This is a genomic window from Colwellia sp. 12G3, from assembly GCF_002836775.1.
Classification (GTDB): Bacteria; Pseudomonadota; Gammaproteobacteria; order Enterobacterales; family Alteromonadaceae; genus Colwellia.
Map to the genome: position 1 here is coordinate 33,214 of NZ_PJAQ01000001.1, position 17,940 is coordinate 51,153.

Consider the following 17,940-nt stretch of genomic DNA (forward strand, 5'->3'; position numbering starts at 1 on the left):
CCTTGGCAGCTTAAGCTTTTGCGCTTGCTAGTTTGTTTAAATGGATATCGAATGCTTGTACGGCAATGTCATATTCTGACTCGAATTTACCGCTTTCACGTACGTCATTCATGTAACCTTGCATGCGTTTGAAATCAACCGGCATTACTTTCACGAAACGCTTAACACTGTTGTGCCAATCACTTAATAATTCACTCGCAACATCTGAGCCTGTATCATCAAAATGTTGAGTAATTAACGCTTTTAACTCAAGGCTTTCAGCATCACTGTCAATCGTTTCTAATGAAACCATTTCCATGTTGCATTTAGGTGCGAAGTCATTATTAACATCAAGTACATAAGCAACACCACCCGACATACCTGCGGCAAAGTTACGACCCGTTGCGCCGAGAATTACCACTTTACCACCGGTCATATATTCACAACCATGATCACCAACACCTTCAACAACCGCCGTAGCACCAGAGTTACGAACACAGAAACGCTCACCGGCAATACCACGAATAAACGCGCTACCTGAGGTCGCGCCAAAGAAAGCAACATTACCGATAAGGATATTTTCACTGGCTGAGAACTTAGCTTGTTTACTTGGGTATACGACTAAGTTTGCGCCAGAAAGGCCTTTACCAAAATAATCATTTGCATCGCCTTCAAGCTCAAAACGTAGACCTTTAGCGGAGAAACAACCAAAACTTTGACCCGCTGAGCCGTTAAACTTAACCTTGATAGTATTTTCTGGTAAACCTTTGTCTTGGTACTTCTTAGAGATTTCATTTGAAATCATTGCACCAATGGTTCTATCCGTGTTGATAACATCATATTCAAGTTCAACGCTTTGCTGACTATCTAGCGCAACTTGAGCATCAGCTATCATCTTACGGTCAATAATATCGTCAATCAGGTGTTTCTGATCAATTGATTTATAAAGCGTTTCGTTCTCACCACATTCTTCTTTGAAAAGTAATGGTTTTAAATCAACACCCTTGTATTTCCAATGGTCAACATCTTCTCGTTGCTTAAGACATTGCGTTTGACCAACCATTTCTTCAATGCTGCTAAAACCTAGCTCAGCCATTATTTCACGTAACCCTTCAGCCATTAGGGTAAAGAAGTTAACTAAAATATCAGCACGGCCAGTAAATTTGTCGCGTAAACCTTTATCTTGCGTAGCGATGCCAACTGGACAAGTATTTAAATGACATTTACGCATCATGATACAACCTTCAACAACTAATGCCGTTGTTGCCATGCCGTATTCTTCAGCGCCAAGTAACGTTGCAATGGCTAAATCACGTGGTGTTTTAAGTTGCCCATCTGTTTGTACGGTAATTCGGCTACGCAGTTTATTACGTACCAAGGTTTGATGGGTTTCAGCCAAACCAAGTTCCCAAGGTAAGCCAGTATGTTTGATTGAACTTAGTGGTGAAGCACCTGTGCCGCCATCGTGACCTGCAATCAGTACCACATCAGCATAAGCCTTCGCCACGCCCGATGCGATAGTACCAACACCTGCTTCAGACACTAACTTAACGTTAACGCGTGCATCGCGGTTAGCATTTTTAAGATCAAAAATTAGCTGTGATAAATCTTCAATAGAATAAATATCATGATGTGGTGGCGGAGAAATCAAGCCTACGCCCGGCGTTGAACCACGCGTTTTACCAATCCAAGCATCAACTTTGTCACCCGGTAATTGACCACCCTCGCCTGGTTTTGCACCCTGCGCCATCTTAATTTGTAACTCATCCGCATTCGCTAGGTAATGACTAGTAACGCCAAAACGACCTGATGCTACTTGCTTAATGCGCGAATTCATTGAATCGCCATTTTCTAACGGTGTATAACGGATAGGATCTTCACCACCCTCACCACTGTTACTTTTACCACCAATGCGGTTCATAGCAATAGCTAACGTGGTATGTGCTTCCCAAGAAATTGAACCAAATGACATGGCACCTGAAGCAAAACGTTTGAAAATATTTTCAATCGGTTCAACGTCACTCAATGGAATTGAAGCACGATCGCTACTCAGTTCAAGTAAACCACGTAAGGTAAAGGCCTCTTTACTCTGATCATCAACGGTTTTTGTGTACTGTTTAAATTGGTTAGTATCGTTACTTGCGGTTGAATGCTGCAGTAAACGAATAACCGTTGGGCTAAATAGATGACGTTCGCCATCATGACGCCACGAGTACTCACCACCTGTTGGCAATAAGTTTTCAATGGCAATACGACTCGCTTCTGGGAAACCTTCACGATGGCGTAATAGCGCTTCTTGAGCGATTTGATCTAAACTCAAGCCTTCGATTCGACTAACAGTGCCGGTAAAGTATTCGTTAATTACATCCGAGTTAATACCTAAGGCTTCAAAAATTTGCGCGCCTAAATAAGACTGTAATGTTGAAATACCCATCTTTGAGAACGTTTTCAGTAAACCACTACCTACCGCTGCTGTGTATTTAGCTGTAATTTGGCTATCTGATAATTTGCTATCAAGTATACCTTCATCTCGCAAACCATACATACTTTCTAGCGCTAAGTATGGGTTTACCGCCGCTGCGCCATAACCAATAACCGTAGCAAAATGATGTGTTTCACGAATATCTGCTGACTCAAGAATAATGTCTGCGTAAGAACGTAATTTTTCACGAATTAAAAAATGATGAACCGCTGCTGTAGCTAAAACCGATGGAATAGCGACATGGTCGCTGTCAACTTCACGGTCACTTAATATTAATAAGGCATAACCGTCTTCAACAGCATTTTTTGCGTACAAACAGACGCGATCAAGCGCTTTTTTAAGCGAGCCAGCTTCACCATTCGCTTTAAAGGTGATGCTAATGGTTTTTGATTGTAAGTGATCATTATCAATATGCTGTAACTTACGTAGTTGCTCGTTTGTTAGTACAGGTTGATCAATTTCAACCTTATGACAATGCGCCGCAGTTTCTTCAAGTAAGTTAAGTGACTTACCGACATAACCACGTAATGACATAACCAACTCTTCACGAATTGGGTCAATTGGTGGGTTAGTAACCTGAGCAAACAACTGTTTAAAGTAATGTGATAGTTGTTGTGGTCGATGCGATAGTACCGCTAAAGGCGTATCTGTACCCATAGCACCTAATGGCTCTTTTGACGTACCAACCATACCAGCAAGTACCAAATTAAGGTCTTCACTAGTATAACCAAAGGCTTTTTGTATTTTACGTAATTCAGCTAGTGGTGGTTGGGCAATAGAAGCTGTTGGTACCGGTAACTGCTCTAATTCAATTTTATTTTCTTCTAACCATTGAGCATAAGGCTGCGCAGAACTCACTTGAGCTTTGACTTCATCATCACTAATGATACGACCTTGCTTTAAATCAGCAATGAATATTTTACCCGGCTGCAGACGACCTTTTTCAACAACTGTTGACTGATCAACACACAAAGTGCCTGTTTCAGATCCCATCACTAACGTGCCATCTTCAGTTAATAAATAACGAGAAGGACGTAAACCATTACGATCAAGTGTCGCGCCGATCACATTGCCATCAGTAAACGATAATGAAGCTGGGCCATCCCACGGCTCCATAATACACGCATAATACTCATAAAATGCACGCTTTGTTGGATCCATATCGGCTTGAGTTTGCCAAGCTTCAGGCACCATCATCATCATGACTTGCGCTAACGAACGTCCGCTAAGCACTAATAGTTCAATGGCCATATCAAGGTTGGCAGAATCAGAGTTATCGTTATTACAAACCGGATTCAACATTTTCAATTCAGCATCACTAAAGTTAACTGAACTAAACAATGCTTCACGGGCATTCATCCAGTTGATGTTACCGCGTACTGTGTTGATTTCACCGTTGTGAGCAATATAACGAAATGGTTGCGCACGGCGCCAAGCTGGAAAAGTATTTGTTGAGAAACGAGAATGAAACATCGCCATACCAGAGATAGTACGTTCGTCTTGTAGATCAAGATAATATTGACGAACTTGCTTGGTAGTAAACTGTCCCTTATAGACAATCTTGGTCGATGACATCGAAGTGACATAAAACTCGTCACGTTCTTTAGCAATGCTGGCATTAATTTTATGCGAGGTATATTTACGTAACACAAACAACTTACGCTCAAACTCTTGTGCAGTTAACGCTGCTGGTTTGGCAATAAACACTTGCTCAATGTTCGGCTCGCTATCAAATGAAGCGGCACCCAACATAGAGTTATCACCAGGGACATTACGATAACCGAGTAAGGTTAAATCCAGTTCCGTAATATTTTGGTTTAAAATGTCTCGGCACGCTTCTTGTTGTGCTTTGTCGCGCGGAAAGAAAATCATACCTACGCCGTAATTTCCAGCATCAGGTAAGTTAATGCTTAATTTTGCGGTTTCTTGGCTTAAAAAATCATGTGGGATTTGAATAAGAATACCCGCTCCGTCACCACTTTTGACGTCAAAGCCAGTACCACCACGATGTTCCATACAACTCAGCATAGTGAGTGCATTTTCAATAATATCGTGTGATTTTTTACCCTTGAGGTTGGCAACAAAACCAATACCACAACTGTCATGTTCAAATTCGGCGCGATAAAGGCCTTGGGATTTTTTGCTTATATTATTCATTGCTTATTCCTATTTCATCAACCTATTTCTATTAGCTAAACTTCGCTTGCTAATTAAGGCATATATTTTTAATGCTCAAAGTGTGCGCTACTGATCCTTCAGAATATTATTTAGAATTTCTTGAACATTGAACATCAGACTTCTACTAAGTCTTTATTAGAACGAACGGCCATTAATGAAAATCATTATTTAATGCGGTCGGAAAAAGTACCTGTAAAAGGGTTCTGAGTCAAACCTTTTGTGAATATATATGCTGATTATTTGAATATATACAAGATTAAGTAATTATTAGAAATTACTAGTGTTTACTCTAAAGAACACCCTCACCTCTTTTGTATCAGCTAATTAAGGTTATTAGGTATTTTTATTAGGAATATTCCCCATTCACATAAAGTGTTATTTCATCAATATAACTTATTAAAGATATGACTTACGATAGGGTAAAAGCTCTATATTTGTGATGGTGCCAAAATTAGGACAAAAAAAAGCAACTTATAAAGTTGCGGTCTGTTAATTAGTGGCGATAAGATAGAGAATTGAATTATTTAAAGGTTTTTAAAGGCACCGCTAGTTGCAAATTATAAGCACCATCAAAATAGACTAAGTCACTATTGGCTCCACACTGATGTCATTTTCAAGCCACTGTAATTTAGTTGCATCGTAATCCCGCTTAAAAGCACACGTTTTACTTGAAATGGTGACATCTACACCTGACAATATTGATTGGTATACACAAAGTTCTAATGTCTCTAAATGGTCGCTTATTTTATCTTCTTTTTCTAACCATTCTTTATCCAGCTTACCTAATATGTGTAAATGCTGTTGTAATGCTTTTTTAATGCGCTCTATTTTTGTCGGGTTATTATCTTCTTGCTTAACCGCCTTTGCTAATAATTTATATATCTTAGGTAAACGTCTAATAATTTTAGTGCTTTGTTCATCTGCATCAATACGTAAATCTTCTACCGTATTGGCCCAATAGCTGAAATCCAATGTAGTCCTAGCACCACTAGTAGAGCCGAGTGTCCCCACATTAATTGAACCTCCCGATTGCACTAAAGAACCAAAAATCTTACCGTCCGCTTTGTCTTTTTCAATATTACCCACCCATAAGTCGCCTTCAACAATAATTTGGCTATGGGAGATATATTGTGTGATTTTGATGTCATTTTTAGCAAAAATATCGGTATATTGAACAAACTGAGCATTAATATCGCCTTGTGCTTGCAACATGGTACTGTTTTCATTCTCATCGTTTTCTGACACTTTTTTCCCGATAACCCCCTGTGCGATAGATATACTACCGCCCGAGGTAATCATGGCCGATTCAACAATTCCTCCTATGACTATATCTTCACTTGCAAATAATTCCATGCCTTCGCATACATTACCTTTAACATAAATCGAACCATCGAAACGGATATTTCCCGTGCCGACATCAATATTCTCTATTTCTAAGACCTTATGCACAGCAACACTATTATCTAAATGTTTAGGCATACCATCCGTGGTAGAAATTATAATATTCTTATTTTCATTTAAAAAAGATGAGCCTTCCGTTTCTTCTAAACAAACTGCATCGCCGCGTGTTGCTTCAACAATATCACCAATAACATTAAAGCCCTCTTGACCATCAGTAGGCGGAATCAATCGTGCTAATTTACGTCCTTTTTTAACAACAACTAAATCACCCAACTCACGCATGTCTACCTTGCCATTTTCTAATCTTTTAGGGCGTAATATTCGATCAACGGGATCACCTACTAAATATTTTATATAACCATTTTCACCATTAACGCTATTTTTCCCTAAGGCTATTTCAGTAGAAATGCTTTTGCCTCCCTTAAGTAGCAGACTTTGTTGTACGATGTTTACTAGGTTCTCTTTGCTTATTCCCTTGGTTACATTGTGCTCCTTTAGCAGCTCAACAACACTCGAATTATTAAATTGCTTACCACCATAGCCGGCAGTAATTTCGAGTGTGGCAGACATGTTATCTGGGCTTAAAGAAACTTTTGCTGTCGAGTCTACCGCATTGGCTATGATGGCAAAAACAGCTGAATTATCCTTCCCCTCATCATTGTCATCGGCTTTATTTACTGCTTCAAATAATAATTCCAACGCACCATCAATAAGTAAAAAAGTTGAATACGGAGAGGATTTAAACGCTTTTTCCATCTTTTTAACGTTAACTTTAGGCTGTCCCTCTGCGGGAGTAATAGTCATTAATAAATCGGCGCTTTCTTCTTCGACAGTTAACGTTATATCAGACATATATTATTCATCGAGTGGTATTAGACTAATGAAACTTATCACAGTTAAAAAATTGTTATTCAACTTTGATAAATATAGTAATTTAAGTTGGTAGTTATATTATTATTAATAATTTCAAGAATGCCAACTAACGGCTAATAAAGATAAAAAACACTGCCAATATTCATTGGTGATTTAAATCAGTAACACTAATTTGTTTCAATAAATGAAGTTACAAAGGAATCATTATATAATATCAATCCCATTAAATGATTGTTACTTGGGAGCATTGTTTACAATTTTTTGATGGTAGGGATAATCCATTACACAGTATATTTTCCAAAATAACTATGCCCGATGATCACTACGTAAAACAATGTCAGACTATTTTTTGTCTTTCTGGTTAAATAAAAAGGTCGTAAAAGTTGAAAAATGAAAAGGTTAGCTGGACTACTTGTCAAGAATGTCAGGGGCGCGGAAAAAAAAGCAGGCGACTTCGCAAGAAAGTTAGACTCAGTTTTCAAAGAGAACTAGACCTCTATGAAAAAAATAATAACGAAGGCACCGCTCCCATTCGTCCTAAGGGACACCTCTATGACTGCTTAAACTGTGGTGGAACTGGGCTCGAACAAGCTGCTAACCATTGTGACGCGGATAGCCAAAACTACCCACACGTAGCTATTATTGGTGGGGGTATTGGTGGCGTGGCTTTGGCCGTGGCTTTTAAGCACCGCGGGATCCCTTTCACTCTTTATGAACGCGATAGCGGCTTCGATGCTCGTTCGCAAGGTTATGGCCTTACGTTGCAACAAGCGAGTAAAGCCATTGAAGGGTTGGGCATTTTATCATTAGAAGACGGCGTAATTTCAACAAGACATGTAGTTCATACCACAACAGGTAAAGAGATTGGCGAATGGGGTATAAGAAAGTGGCTGCCATCAGAGGCTAAAAAGTCACCTAAGCGTACTAATATTCATATCGCACGGCAGTCTTTACGCCAAGCTTTGCTTGAACAACTCGGTGGACATGATCAAGTGCAATGGGGCCACCAGTTAGTCGATGTTAAAGAATGCGAAGGTGAGCCTGTTGAACTGAGTTTTCAGCTTAAAACTGAAGATGAGATAAAACATGCCAAGGCGGATCTGGTGGTTGGTGCGGATGGTATTCGTAGTTCGGTACGTGAGTTAATGATTGGTGAAGGCACTTCCCCGCTCCGTTATCTCGGTTGTATTGTGATTTTGGGGATTTGTCCTTTGGCGGCCCTCGACGGTCTTGAGCATTCTTTACTGGACTCGGCGACGGTATTTCAAACGGCCAACGGTCATGAACGTATCTACATGATGCCTTATGATTCTGATTCTGTAATGTGGCAGCTGAGCTTCCCAATGCCTGAAGAAGAGGCTAAGGCGCTGAGCGCTCTAGGTGCTCAGGCGCTTAAAGAAGAAGCGTGTCGTCGATGTCAGTGGCACGATCCCATTCCGCAAATTTTAGCCGCTACTCTAGTCTCTCAGGTTTCTGGTTATCCCGTATATGACCGAGCACTACTCGAATCACATTGGTTGGAGAAAAAGGCGCAAATAACGCTGATCGGCGATGCAGCACACCCGATGAGTCCATTCAAAGGGCAAGGTGCAAATCAAGCACTGCTAGATGCGCTGGCACTGGCTCGGGGTATTTCAATTGGCTGTAGACCCTTATCTCAATGGAGGAAAACGGGAGTAAGGGCAAGTGTCTTAACAGCCTTTGAAGCAGAAATGTTAACGCGTAGTGCTTCCAAAGTGAATGATTCAGCAGAGGCTGCGCAATTCCTGCATTCCGACACTGTGCTCCACGAAGGCGATGAGCCCAGAGGAAGATGTCTACAGCGAAAAGAGACATAACAAGTGATCAATTAATCACTATTAAGTACTTAAGATATACTGCACTAAGTAGCATATCTTAAGCTCACTGCTTCCCAAGTATTTCCTCAGTATAAACAGTTGCTTGTGTTGTAGTTGACCCACCTCAGTTTATTCTCCATTAAACAATTAAGGCCAAAGCTGATGTTAAATCATCCTTCAAGTCTTCTGCATTTTCCTTCAGGTACACTAATTTTTTACCGTTAATTAAATAATCTGCTGAGCAATTGAATAAATAGTTAATTTCAATATGACCATGCCAGTGACTACAACCCATGATTTTCGGCTTATGCCGCTGAAATCCAAAGCTATTCTCGTAACCTTGGGACTGTAACGTACTGTTTTCATTAAATACGATACGGTCAATCCAATTTTGCATTGAATTACTCCTTATAAGGGCGGCATGAAAGTAGAATTAACTGATTGCTAGCACAAACACAAAACCTACCCTTTGCCATCACTAGACAAAACTAATGGTAAATAGATAAACCTAACTCTTCTGCAACACCTGCCACTAGGCTCATGCCAACAACTGAATTGCCAAAACTGTTTAGCGGTGGACTCCAAGAACAGATAACACCATAACCTGGTACAACAGCCATAACACCGCCACCAACACCACTTTTTGCAGGTAAGCCTACCGAGAAAGCGAACTCTCCAGACTGGTCATACATACCACTGGTGGATAATATTGCATTCACTCTATGTGCATCTCGTGCAGTGCAAATGGTCTTTTTCGTTCTAGGGTCAATGCCTTTGTTAGCCAAGAAAAGAAAGCTTTTTGCTAATTGTTCACAGCTCATTGCTATTGAACACTGGGTAAAATAGTGACTTAATACCTCTGGAATTTCAGACTCTATATTGCCAAAACTCTTCATTAAATAGGCTAATGCAGCATTGCCATTGCCATGAGTAAGTTCTGATTGATAAACTTGATTATCTACGAAAATACTTTCATTGCCAGCAAGCTTTCTAACAAAAGTTAAAAAGGCGAGTTTACTTGATGAGAAATGACTTGTTAATACATCTGATACCAGCAAAGCCCCCGCATTTATAACTGGATTTCGTGGGATGCCTTTTTCCCATTCTAGCTGGATTATAGAGTTAAAGGGTTGGCCCGACGGTTCCATTCTTACACGTTGCCATAAAGAATCACCAATTCGATTCATTGCCATGACTAAACCAAAGACTTTAGAAATACTTTGAATTGAAAAGGGATGTTGATATTCACCCGCGCTAACAACATTGCCAGCAATAGTTGCCACTGATATTCCTGCTAAGTCAGGTTTGACGCTAGCTAACGCAGGAATATAGTCTGCCACTTTCCCTTGAATAGAACTATCGCGCTGAGTAAGCAATAATGCCTGCAGTTTTTCATGTAAATCAACAATGTTTTTATTCATTAATCATCTTGCTATTGGGTGACTTTAGAACAGCCTATTATGCACAATATAAATGTGAGGTATAGTCCTTAGCGTATACTTATCCAAATGAGGGGGTAACCTTTCGAGTATGTCATATAAAAAATACTTGCTTAGCTTATTTCTTTTATTGCATGCCCTATTCCATCAACTGTTAACAGAAAAATTTAACTATCAACTAACTAACTAACTAACTAATTAATCAGTGCGATAGCATCAACACCGTTGAACCATTTACTGAGAGATGACGGCCTGAAAATCTTCAGTTTCAAAATACAAAGGCTTTATCGTGCCGCAATTTAGAAACTTATATTGAAGTTCAGTTTCTTTTGGCACTGGTGATGAGGTGTTAAAACGTCCTAAACAACCGGCTTCTAAATCGATACCTAATATATGGTCAAAGCTCGGTGCTTGCTGAATTCTATGGATATAAATTTTATAATTTTGTCTTAATGACACAACATCATATTCTTGTTGTTTACTTGAAGGCTTAATGTCATCAAAAGTACGAACATAGAGTTTTTTGTCAAAAGACAATGAAATATTTTCATAAACTAACATGCCACCACGCTCAAAATGCCCTGCATATAAATCAGCCTGTATGACCATTTTCTCTCCACGCATTAAGCGTTGTAAATTAAATGGCTTGGGCTTAATAGTAATAAGCTGACTATCTCTGACCGTTTGTAATATCGCCAAATCTTTATTATCTAATTTATAGAGTAGTTGAACGTTATGAGGTTTTTTATAAAGCGGTAAATGTGATGCATAAATGCTAGAGCCCTGAGTGACTAAAACCATACCATGTACCCCCATATACCCGGGGTCTAATGGTGGTAATTTTTTTACTTCATCTTCAGCAAAACTTACATGACTTAATAAAATCAAAAGACCAAATAACACTTTTTTCATAGAAAAATTCTCACAATAGATAGGTTGCAGATATTTTCAGCAACCAAAATTTCAGACCCGATTTGTAACATTATAGATTTTTTTAAAGCAAAATAATCCAAATTAAGTAGTCTTTTCAACTTAATTTGTTGATTAAAGCACTTGGAAATTTATCTTATCGCAATTTATCTTATCTCAATTTATGCATTTAAAGGCACAAGGTCTGATAGGTTTGAAAAGAACTACTTTTGTAGTTTATACATTAACTTAACATGTCGCTCAATTTCAGCATCGAAATCTTGATATAAAGGTCTATATTTTTGACCTAATTTAGCACTAACATCTGAAAGAATTTCATTAGAGTTTTTGCCATTGTTATAACCCGAAGTTACTTGTTTCCATACACTGGATAATAGATCGGCATCTCGTCTTACTGACTTTAAGGTCGTTGAACGACCGTGTCCCGTGAGAACAATAGCGGGTTTTAATTTTACTATAACGTTAAGGGTTTCAATGAGATTAGGAACATTTCCATGGCCAGTAATAATCGGCATCCAATCAGAGCTTAATACATCGCCACCAAAGATGATTTTTTGTTGTGGTAACCACATCAAAATATCTCCTGGCGAATGACCATCATTAGAAAAAATAAATTCAATATCTATTCCCCCTACATGCCATTTTTCTTCTTGAGTCAGTGTCAAAGTCGGATAAACAAGTTGAGTCGGGCCGATTGCACCTTTAGTCACACGAGCATAAAACTCCACAGCACTAGGTCCATCGTTTTTCATTGTTGCCAACGCTTGCTTACTGGCAATAATTTCAGCGCCAGTATCAGTAAAGGCCGCATTACCTAGCCAATGATCCGCATGACTGTGTGAATTAATCACCCAACGAACGGGTTTATCTGTGACTGACTTAATGGCATTTTTAATTTCGTTACCTATTAACTCAGAAGATCCCGTATCAAACAATAAAACCCCTTTATTGGTTACCACAAAGTGACTATTTGAATTCCAGCCTTTGTTCTCAGGAGTAGGTAGGCCAATTGATGGTGAAACGATGCTATACACATTGTCGCTAATGGGTGTAACCATAAAATCAATGCTAGCGTTTGCAGCCCAGATGCTGCTTGTCATCGAGCTCATTAGGCCGAGAGTTAATAAAACTTTTTTAAACATTTTCAACATGACTATCTATGATCTATTCGATTGGTTCCATTTTTATAACAAAGCATTGATTTTAAATAAACGGCTTTGAGATGAACTAACCATTGCTTAAGTTAAGCTGGTATTTGAATTGATTCGCTAGTTTAGTTTTTAAAGAAAAGAGTGTTTACAGTATTTAATTTTAGAATGAGTTTGTGCAAAACGAAATAATCCGTTGATGTTGTCAGTTATTTTTACAGTCTTCTGTAGGATAAGAATATAGCGAAAATTTATTATTAAAATTTTTCCAATGTAAAGAACACATTTACACCCTTGTTGTTTATAATTTTTAGCTGAATAAATAATAAGACCATTGACATACGCCAATGGTCCCATCGCTTTCTATGAGTGGTAGAATATTACTATTAATTCTTTTTTACCCTATAGGCGAGTCCCAGTAAAGCAAGACTAAATATGGCTAACGATGTTGGTTCCGGTACGGCACGAACCACTATGTTATCAAACTCACCAGCAACCGAGTTACTGGTTACAGTAAATTTATTAAAGCTCTCCCCATTTTCAAAGAATAGATTTACATAAGTATTTGAACTAGTACTATTTTGATTTCCAGAAGAACCTGTAAGTGTTGCTAACAATGCTGTCCCTGTAATTTGAAATATACTTTGGTCATCAGAGAAAAACTCAAAGTCGTTATACGTATCAACTGAGCCCCAATAAAATCCAAAATAATCAAGATTGACTCCCAAACCGTCATAATCAACGGTTACGGTACCGCTACTACCTGTTTTAGGGGTAAAGCCATAACAAGTAGAGTCTCCTATTGTAAGGTTTGTACCACCAGGTTGCGCTGCTACACCGCTAACACTACCTTTCATAACACCTAAACCGCCACCCGTTGTGTCTATTGTAATGCCAGGTGCCCCCAGGGTATTGATACCACAACCACCAGTATTAGTAGCTGTGTTATTGTAATTGTAAGACGTATCTTGATTTTGTGGAAAACCTGTCATTTGAGTTGCTGCATCGAAAGTTTCAATGAACAGACCACCCGATGCATCTAGTTGATTAGACGCGTCGACAAGTTGGCTGGTTAAACCTGAGCCATCTGCGGCTAGTTGGCCATCAAATGTAATTAAAGTTGCATTTGCCTGCAAAGACATAAAAGCCAGAGAAGACAACAACGCAACAGCTAAGCTATGTTTTTTCATGATGTATTCCTTTTAATAGTACTCATTATAAATAAAATTATTTACACCCTTACAAAACAGGCTGTGTATAGATTTTAAGCAATTTATACACCAAAGAAGAAAACCGTTTGTATTTCAATATGCTGAATATCGAAGTTGTGTTGTTATAAAATATTGTGTAAAAATACCTGACAATTAATTCTGATCAATAAATTAAATTATTCATCACAGTTTTATTTTTATGACTTTTTATGATTATTAAAAAATAAATAGCAATATATTTGAGGAGCATATACTCAGGGCCATTGAATAGTAACGGGCTTGTTCACCCATTAAATAAATCTCATACCTGTTTTATGCTCAAAAAATAATTATCGGTACTACAGTCAAGTTTCCATTGTCGATGGTTTCACGGACACGGAAAAAGCGACATAAAGGCTTGGAACTACCCTCAGCTTTCAACTTTATTTACGTGAATTCATATTGATATCTTTGGCTAAACAGCTCGCTATAGCCTGGGTTAGTAATCCGAGTTTGACGGGTTTGACTAAATACTGAAGAATACCTCCATGCTGAGCTTTTTTTTCTGTAGCCACATTGCTGTATCCTGTCGCCAAAATAATGGGTAAGTCAGGACGAATGGTTAACAACTCTTTAGCAAGCTCTTCCCCTGTCATTTTGGGCATAGAATTATCTGTCAATACGAGGTCAAATCTATTTACGTGCTGCTTGAATGTACTTAATGCCGCTTCACCATTATTTCGAACGGTTGTCTTATAACCTACAGTTTCTAGGTATTCTTTGTATAATTGAGCAAGATCTTCTTCATCTTCAACAATAAGAATATGACCTGCACCTTCCTTATTATCTACGCAAGCTTGTTCGACTAGAATAACCTCTGTCGTCTTTGGCAATATGATAGTAAAAGTTGATCCTATGCCAAACTCACTATCAACGAATATATTGCCTTGATGGTTTTCGATAATTCGATAAACGACCGATAAGCCAAGCCCTGTGCCCTTGTCTACTTCTTTCGTAGTGAAAAAAGGATCAAAGATCCTTTTCTTATTTTCTTGTGTTATACCGCCTCCAGTGTCGCTAACTCTAAGCACCAATGACTCATCATCATTTTTTAATGATATTTGTAATATCCCACCTTTTTCTTCCATGGCATGGCAAGCATTCATGCAAAGATTGACGACAACCTGATGTATCTGAGTTGTATCCCCCATGATATTGAGACATTCACCAGCAATATCTTGTCTTATTTCAATGTTAGCAGGGATAACCGAGCGGACCATTTCTACTGATTCTTGGATAGTAACGGCAAGGTTGATAGGTTTTATGCTGCTAGCATCCATTCGACTAAACGTTAATATTTGCTTCACCAACTTCGATGTTCTATCGGTTGTATGCAATATTCTTTTTGCCTGTTTTTGGGAGGTGTCCGGTGAGTCGCCCAATAACATTTCAGCGCTACCTGAGATGATAGCTAGAGCATTATTAAACTCATGGGCAATGCCGCCAGCCATGACACCCAAGGCTTCTAACTTTTGAGAATTGATCAATTGATCCTGTGTGTCTTTTAGTTAGATGTTCCGATCAAACAATTCTTTATTGGTTCTATCAGCTTCCTCTACAAGCTTTTTCGTCAGAACCAAATTTTTAACTCGGGTTGTCAGTTCTTCGGGCACAAAGGGCTTGGACACATAATCATTTACACCACTTCTTAGCAGCTCTATTTTTCTTGATGGATGCTCTACCCCTGACACTGCTAATACAGGAATCATGCTTTTAGCTATTTCAGCAGAACGCACCATCCTGACTAGTCCAAGACCACTCATATTACCTTGCAAGACAACATCGGTGATCAATAAATCATAGTCGGATTCACAAAAGTCTTTATATGCTGTTTCGGCGGTTAAATGGTGATTCACAGTTAGCCCTTCATCTCGCAAAATTGAGATGACAGCCTCAGCTTGTGACTGTATATCTTCCACATAGAGAATATGACCGTCGACTTTGTTATATAAATTGGATTGCTTGCTTAAATAGGTAATATATTGCAACAAGCCATTTATATCTTGTTTGTGGAAAATATCAGTAACACCGAGTTTAAATGCCCGGATCTGCATGGTGTTATCTTCTTCGGCAGTGAGCAACAATATTGGCGTTAAACTGGTTGTATCCGATTGACGTAGTAGTTTACAAAAATCGAGTCCACACATATCGGGGAGATGTAACGACATACAAATCAGATCAAATCGTTGATGTGAAATAATCTCTTTTGCTTGCGTTGCGGTACTGACTAATTTATATGCAATACCATGTACCCTTAGTTCTTGATCAATAATACTCTGGAAGGTGCTGCTGGGTTCAATAATCAGTATATCCATTCTTGTTCAATCCATACACAATGAGCATTAATACCAAGTGAATTGGGTTATTATTGTTTCAATCCACCACTATCGATTGCTAATAACCTCTATAAATAGATTTTGGCACACAGAAAGATCCCTTCTAGACTTCGGACACAATCCTTAAAACTTATGCACGCTTAGTTATGACGAATGGCTGTTTTCGATGAATGCTTGGATAGTGCTCATATCCAAATTTGATCAAAGTCTTTGACAGTAATCTTTAATTCCGCTTATTTGCTTTCAGCGTTCTGATGATGCCATCGTTAATCTTTTCCCAGAACTCATCTGAATCGGCATTTTGGTATTCAAAAAATCCTTTACCTGTTTTAACCCCCAGATCTCCTCTTTGGACTTTGTCGCGGATACGTTTGTGCGATCTATAACCTGGCTCATCAAGCGCCTCGGCAAGATACTCGCCGACATTGACGATTGAATCCAGCCCGACCATGTCCATAAATTGAATGGGCCCTACGCTGGGCAACCTCAGCCCGAAGCCATTTTTGACGACATTATCAATCTCCTCGGCGGTGGCAATTTCTGCATCCATCAGCCCCATAGCTGCTCCGATCAGTGCTCCTTGGAGAATATTATGGATGAAACCTGGGGTGTCTTTGCAGATCACTGGGTGTTTACCCATCTGCTGAAACAAAGTCATGGCTTTTGCTTCTGTCACTTTAGCGGTCTGCACACCAGAGACAAGTTCCACCAGAGGACTTAAATGCCCAGGAATAGTCCAGTGCGCAGTGATTGCCCTTTCTGGATATTTCATCTGTTCGCTAATGCGAGTAATACTCATGGAAGAGGTATTAGAGGCGATAATCACATCGGAGGCACACAACTTGTCGCAGCGAGTAAACAGCGCTTTCTTTTTCGCCAGATCTTCAGGAATGACCTCCATGATGAAATCAGCCTTAACAATGGCGGCATCCCAATCCATTGATCGATTGATACGTTGCAGCGCACTTTGAGCCTGCTCTTTATCGAGTAGACCGCCTGCGACCATCTGCATACAATTGGCTTCGGCTCTTTTTTCCGCCTTTTCCAGTTGCGTCTCAAAAAGATCCACTGCCGTAACGTCATACCCTGCGATAGCAAAAGTAAGGGCAATGTCGACACCCATCACTCCCTGCCCTAAAACGGTCACTTGCTTAATGGTTTTATTTTTAATTGCAGCTTGGTTATCCGGTTGATTCATTTGCATTAGTCTCTTTTTATTGTTGATGCTATCAGCGCTATAAGAAAGGCTATTTTAACGCTCGAATAAGTTTGCCTGCAGGTTCCAGCTCTGTGGTACCTTTGGTGACGGCCGTGTAAACAACCCCCAAATTCGGCAAATCCGCCAAGGCATTAATAATGTGAAACTGTGTCGGATTTTGCTCCCAGGTAAGATGCTCCCAGTGAACCTCTCCCTGCCCAAGCCATACCTGTGTGGCGATATTCTCAGAGGGGAAAAGCGTGGGGTAACTCACTGCACAGCCAATACCATTTGGATTCGGAATATATTTGTAACCCATCCAGTTGTCTTTTCCTTGCATGGACTTTTTCGCTTCAGCAATCTCTTTTTCACTGAGGGGAGTAAGATTATCGGCGCTTATCTTCACAATCTGGTTACCAAAATGGCTGGCATTGGCTTGCCATTGGCCATTGCTTATCTGGTGATCGGGAATGTCCGCAAAGATTTTGGGAATACCCTTAATTTCACGACCGGTTAGAATGGGATCGGTAAGGTTTTCCCACATCGCCAAAGTTAAAGCCCCTTGCAATTGGTCCTCTTTTCCCTTGAATTTCACCGAAGCACTAACGCCGATCAGGTTATAAGACCGGCCGGCTAGCCATTCAACCCCTTTGTTGCAGGCATAGGAAACCGTGATAACTGGCACTTCACCAACCTCAAAAGACGGGGGCAGGTATTTAGCAAGCTGCTCTCGGTCGGTGAGATAAGAGACAGTAATGGTGGTGACATCATTATATTTTCTTCCTATAACCTTGCGCGGAAGAGGCCCGAAAAAGCCGGGCATAAGGTATTCTTCATTTTTATCAAAAAACATGATAATCACCCGTCATTTTATTATGATCAATATTT

General features: G+C 39.5%; 12 protein-coding genes. 1 reads left to right on the top strand and 11 read right to left on the bottom strand.

Annotation, left to right across the window (positions count from 1 at the left end; translation table 11 throughout):
- Nucleotides 1–10: 10 nt before the first annotated feature.
- Nucleotides 11–4,618 (bottom strand): glutamate synthase large subunit, encoded by a 4,608-nt coding sequence (gltB, locus tag CXF71_RS00145; RefSeq protein WP_101230975.1) that lies wholly within the window; start codon nt 4,616–4,618, stop codon nt 11–13.
- 600 nt (nt 4,619–5,218) lie between these two features.
- Nucleotides 5,219–6,892, bottom strand: coding sequence for a DUF342 domain-containing protein (locus CXF71_RS00150; protein ID WP_101230976.1), 1,674 nt, complete (start codon nt 6,890–6,892; stop codon nt 5,219–5,221).
- A 404-nt stretch (nt 6,893–7,296) separates the two neighbouring features.
- On the opposite strand from CXF71_RS00150, the gene CXF71_RS00155 reads away from it, so the two are divergent.
- Nucleotides 7,297–8,751 carry an FAD-dependent oxidoreductase gene (locus CXF71_RS00155; RefSeq protein WP_101230977.1) on the top strand — a complete coding sequence of 485 codons (1,455 nt, stop codon included), beginning with the start codon at nt 7,297–7,299 and terminating at the stop codon, nt 8,749–8,751.
- A gap of 139 nt (nt 8,752–8,890) precedes the next feature.
- Here the strand turns inward: CXF71_RS00155 and CXF71_RS00160 are convergent, their stop codons facing one another.
- The 9 genes from CXF71_RS00160 to CXF71_RS00205 all read right to left on the bottom strand — a co-directional run bounded on the left by CXF71_RS00160 (nt 8,891) and on the right by CXF71_RS00205 (nt 17,905).
- Entirely contained in the window at nt 8,891–9,148 is a 258-nt protein-coding gene (locus CXF71_RS00160) for a hypothetical protein (RefSeq protein WP_198559789.1), read from the bottom strand.
- Between the two features lie 91 nt (nt 9,149–9,239).
- On the bottom strand, nt 9,240–10,172 hold the full coding sequence (gene glsA / locus CXF71_RS00165; protein WP_101230978.1) for a glutaminase A: 933 nt from the start codon (nt 10,170–10,172) through the stop codon (nt 9,240–9,242).
- A gap of 252 nt (nt 10,173–10,424) precedes the next feature.
- On the bottom strand, nt 10,425–11,102 hold the full coding sequence (locus CXF71_RS00170; RefSeq protein ID WP_101230979.1) for a hypothetical protein: 678 nt from the start codon (nt 11,100–11,102) through the stop codon (nt 10,425–10,427).
- Between the two features lie 221 nt (nt 11,103–11,323).
- Entirely contained in the window at nt 11,324–12,220 is an 897-nt protein-coding gene (locus tag CXF71_RS00175; protein WP_232771316.1) for an MBL fold metallo-hydrolase, read from the bottom strand.
- A 434-nt stretch (nt 12,221–12,654) separates the two neighbouring features.
- Complete coding sequence (locus CXF71_RS00185; RefSeq protein ID WP_101230982.1) at nt 12,655–13,458, bottom strand: Npun_F0296 family exosortase-dependent surface protein; 804 nt, start codon at nt 13,456–13,458, stop codon at nt 12,655–12,657.
- 443 nt (nt 13,459–13,901) lie between these two features.
- Nucleotides 13,902–15,005, bottom strand: a complete 1,104-nt coding sequence (locus CXF71_RS00190) for a hybrid sensor histidine kinase/response regulator (RefSeq protein WP_157826668.1) — start codon at nt 15,003–15,005, stop codon at nt 13,902–13,904.
- A 21-nt stretch (nt 15,006–15,026) separates the two neighbouring features.
- Complete coding sequence (locus CXF71_RS00195; RefSeq protein WP_101230984.1) at nt 15,027–15,833, bottom strand: response regulator; 807 nt, start codon at nt 15,831–15,833, stop codon at nt 15,027–15,029.
- Between the two features lie 244 nt (nt 15,834–16,077).
- Entirely contained in the window at nt 16,078–17,058 is a 981-nt protein-coding gene (locus CXF71_RS00200) for a 3-hydroxyacyl-CoA dehydrogenase family protein (protein WP_101230985.1), read from the bottom strand.
- A 43-nt stretch (nt 17,059–17,101) separates the two neighbouring features.
- Nucleotides 17,102–17,905 carry an acetoacetate decarboxylase family protein gene (locus CXF71_RS00205; RefSeq protein ID WP_101230986.1) on the bottom strand — a complete coding sequence of 268 codons (804 nt, stop codon included), beginning with the start codon at nt 17,903–17,905 and terminating at the stop codon, nt 17,102–17,104.
- Nucleotides 17,906–17,940: the final 35 nt, after the last annotated feature.

Bases quoted from the DNA above. Each gene is read 5' to 3' on its own strand.
- CXF71_RS00195 (WP_101230984.1), bottom strand. From the start codon at position 15,833: ATGGATATACTGATTATTGAACCCAGCAGCACCTTCCAGAGTATTATT.
- CXF71_RS00150 (WP_101230976.1), bottom strand. From the start codon at position 6,892: ATGTCTGATATAACGTTAACTGTCGAAGAAGAAAGCGCCGATTTATTA.
- CXF71_RS00200 (WP_101230985.1), bottom strand. From the start codon at position 17,058: ATGCAAATGAATCAACCGGATAACCAAGCTGCAATTAAAAATAAAACC.
- CXF71_RS00205 (WP_101230986.1), bottom strand. From the start codon at position 17,905: ATGTTTTTTGATAAAAATGAAGAATACCTTATGCCCGGCTTTTTCGGG.
- CXF71_RS00170 (WP_101230979.1), bottom strand. From the start codon at position 11,102: ATGAAAAAAGTGTTATTTGGTCTTTTGATTTTATTAAGTCATGTAAGT.
- CXF71_RS00185 (WP_101230982.1), bottom strand. From the start codon at position 13,458: ATGAAAAAACATAGCTTAGCTGTTGCGTTGTTGTCTTCTCTGGCTTTT.
- glsA (WP_101230978.1), bottom strand. From the start codon at position 10,172: ATGAATAAAAACATTGTTGATTTACATGAAAAACTGCAGGCATTATTG.
- CXF71_RS00175 (WP_232771316.1), bottom strand. From the start codon at position 12,220: ATGACAAGCAGCATCTGGGCTGCAAACGCTAGCATTGATTTTATGGTT.
- gltB (WP_101230975.1), bottom strand. From the start codon at position 4,618: ATGAATAATATAAGCAAAAAATCCCAAGGCCTTTATCGCGCCGAATTT.
- CXF71_RS00160 (WP_198559789.1), bottom strand. From the start codon at position 9,148: ATGCAAAATTGGATTGACCGTATCGTATTTAATGAAAACAGTACGTTA.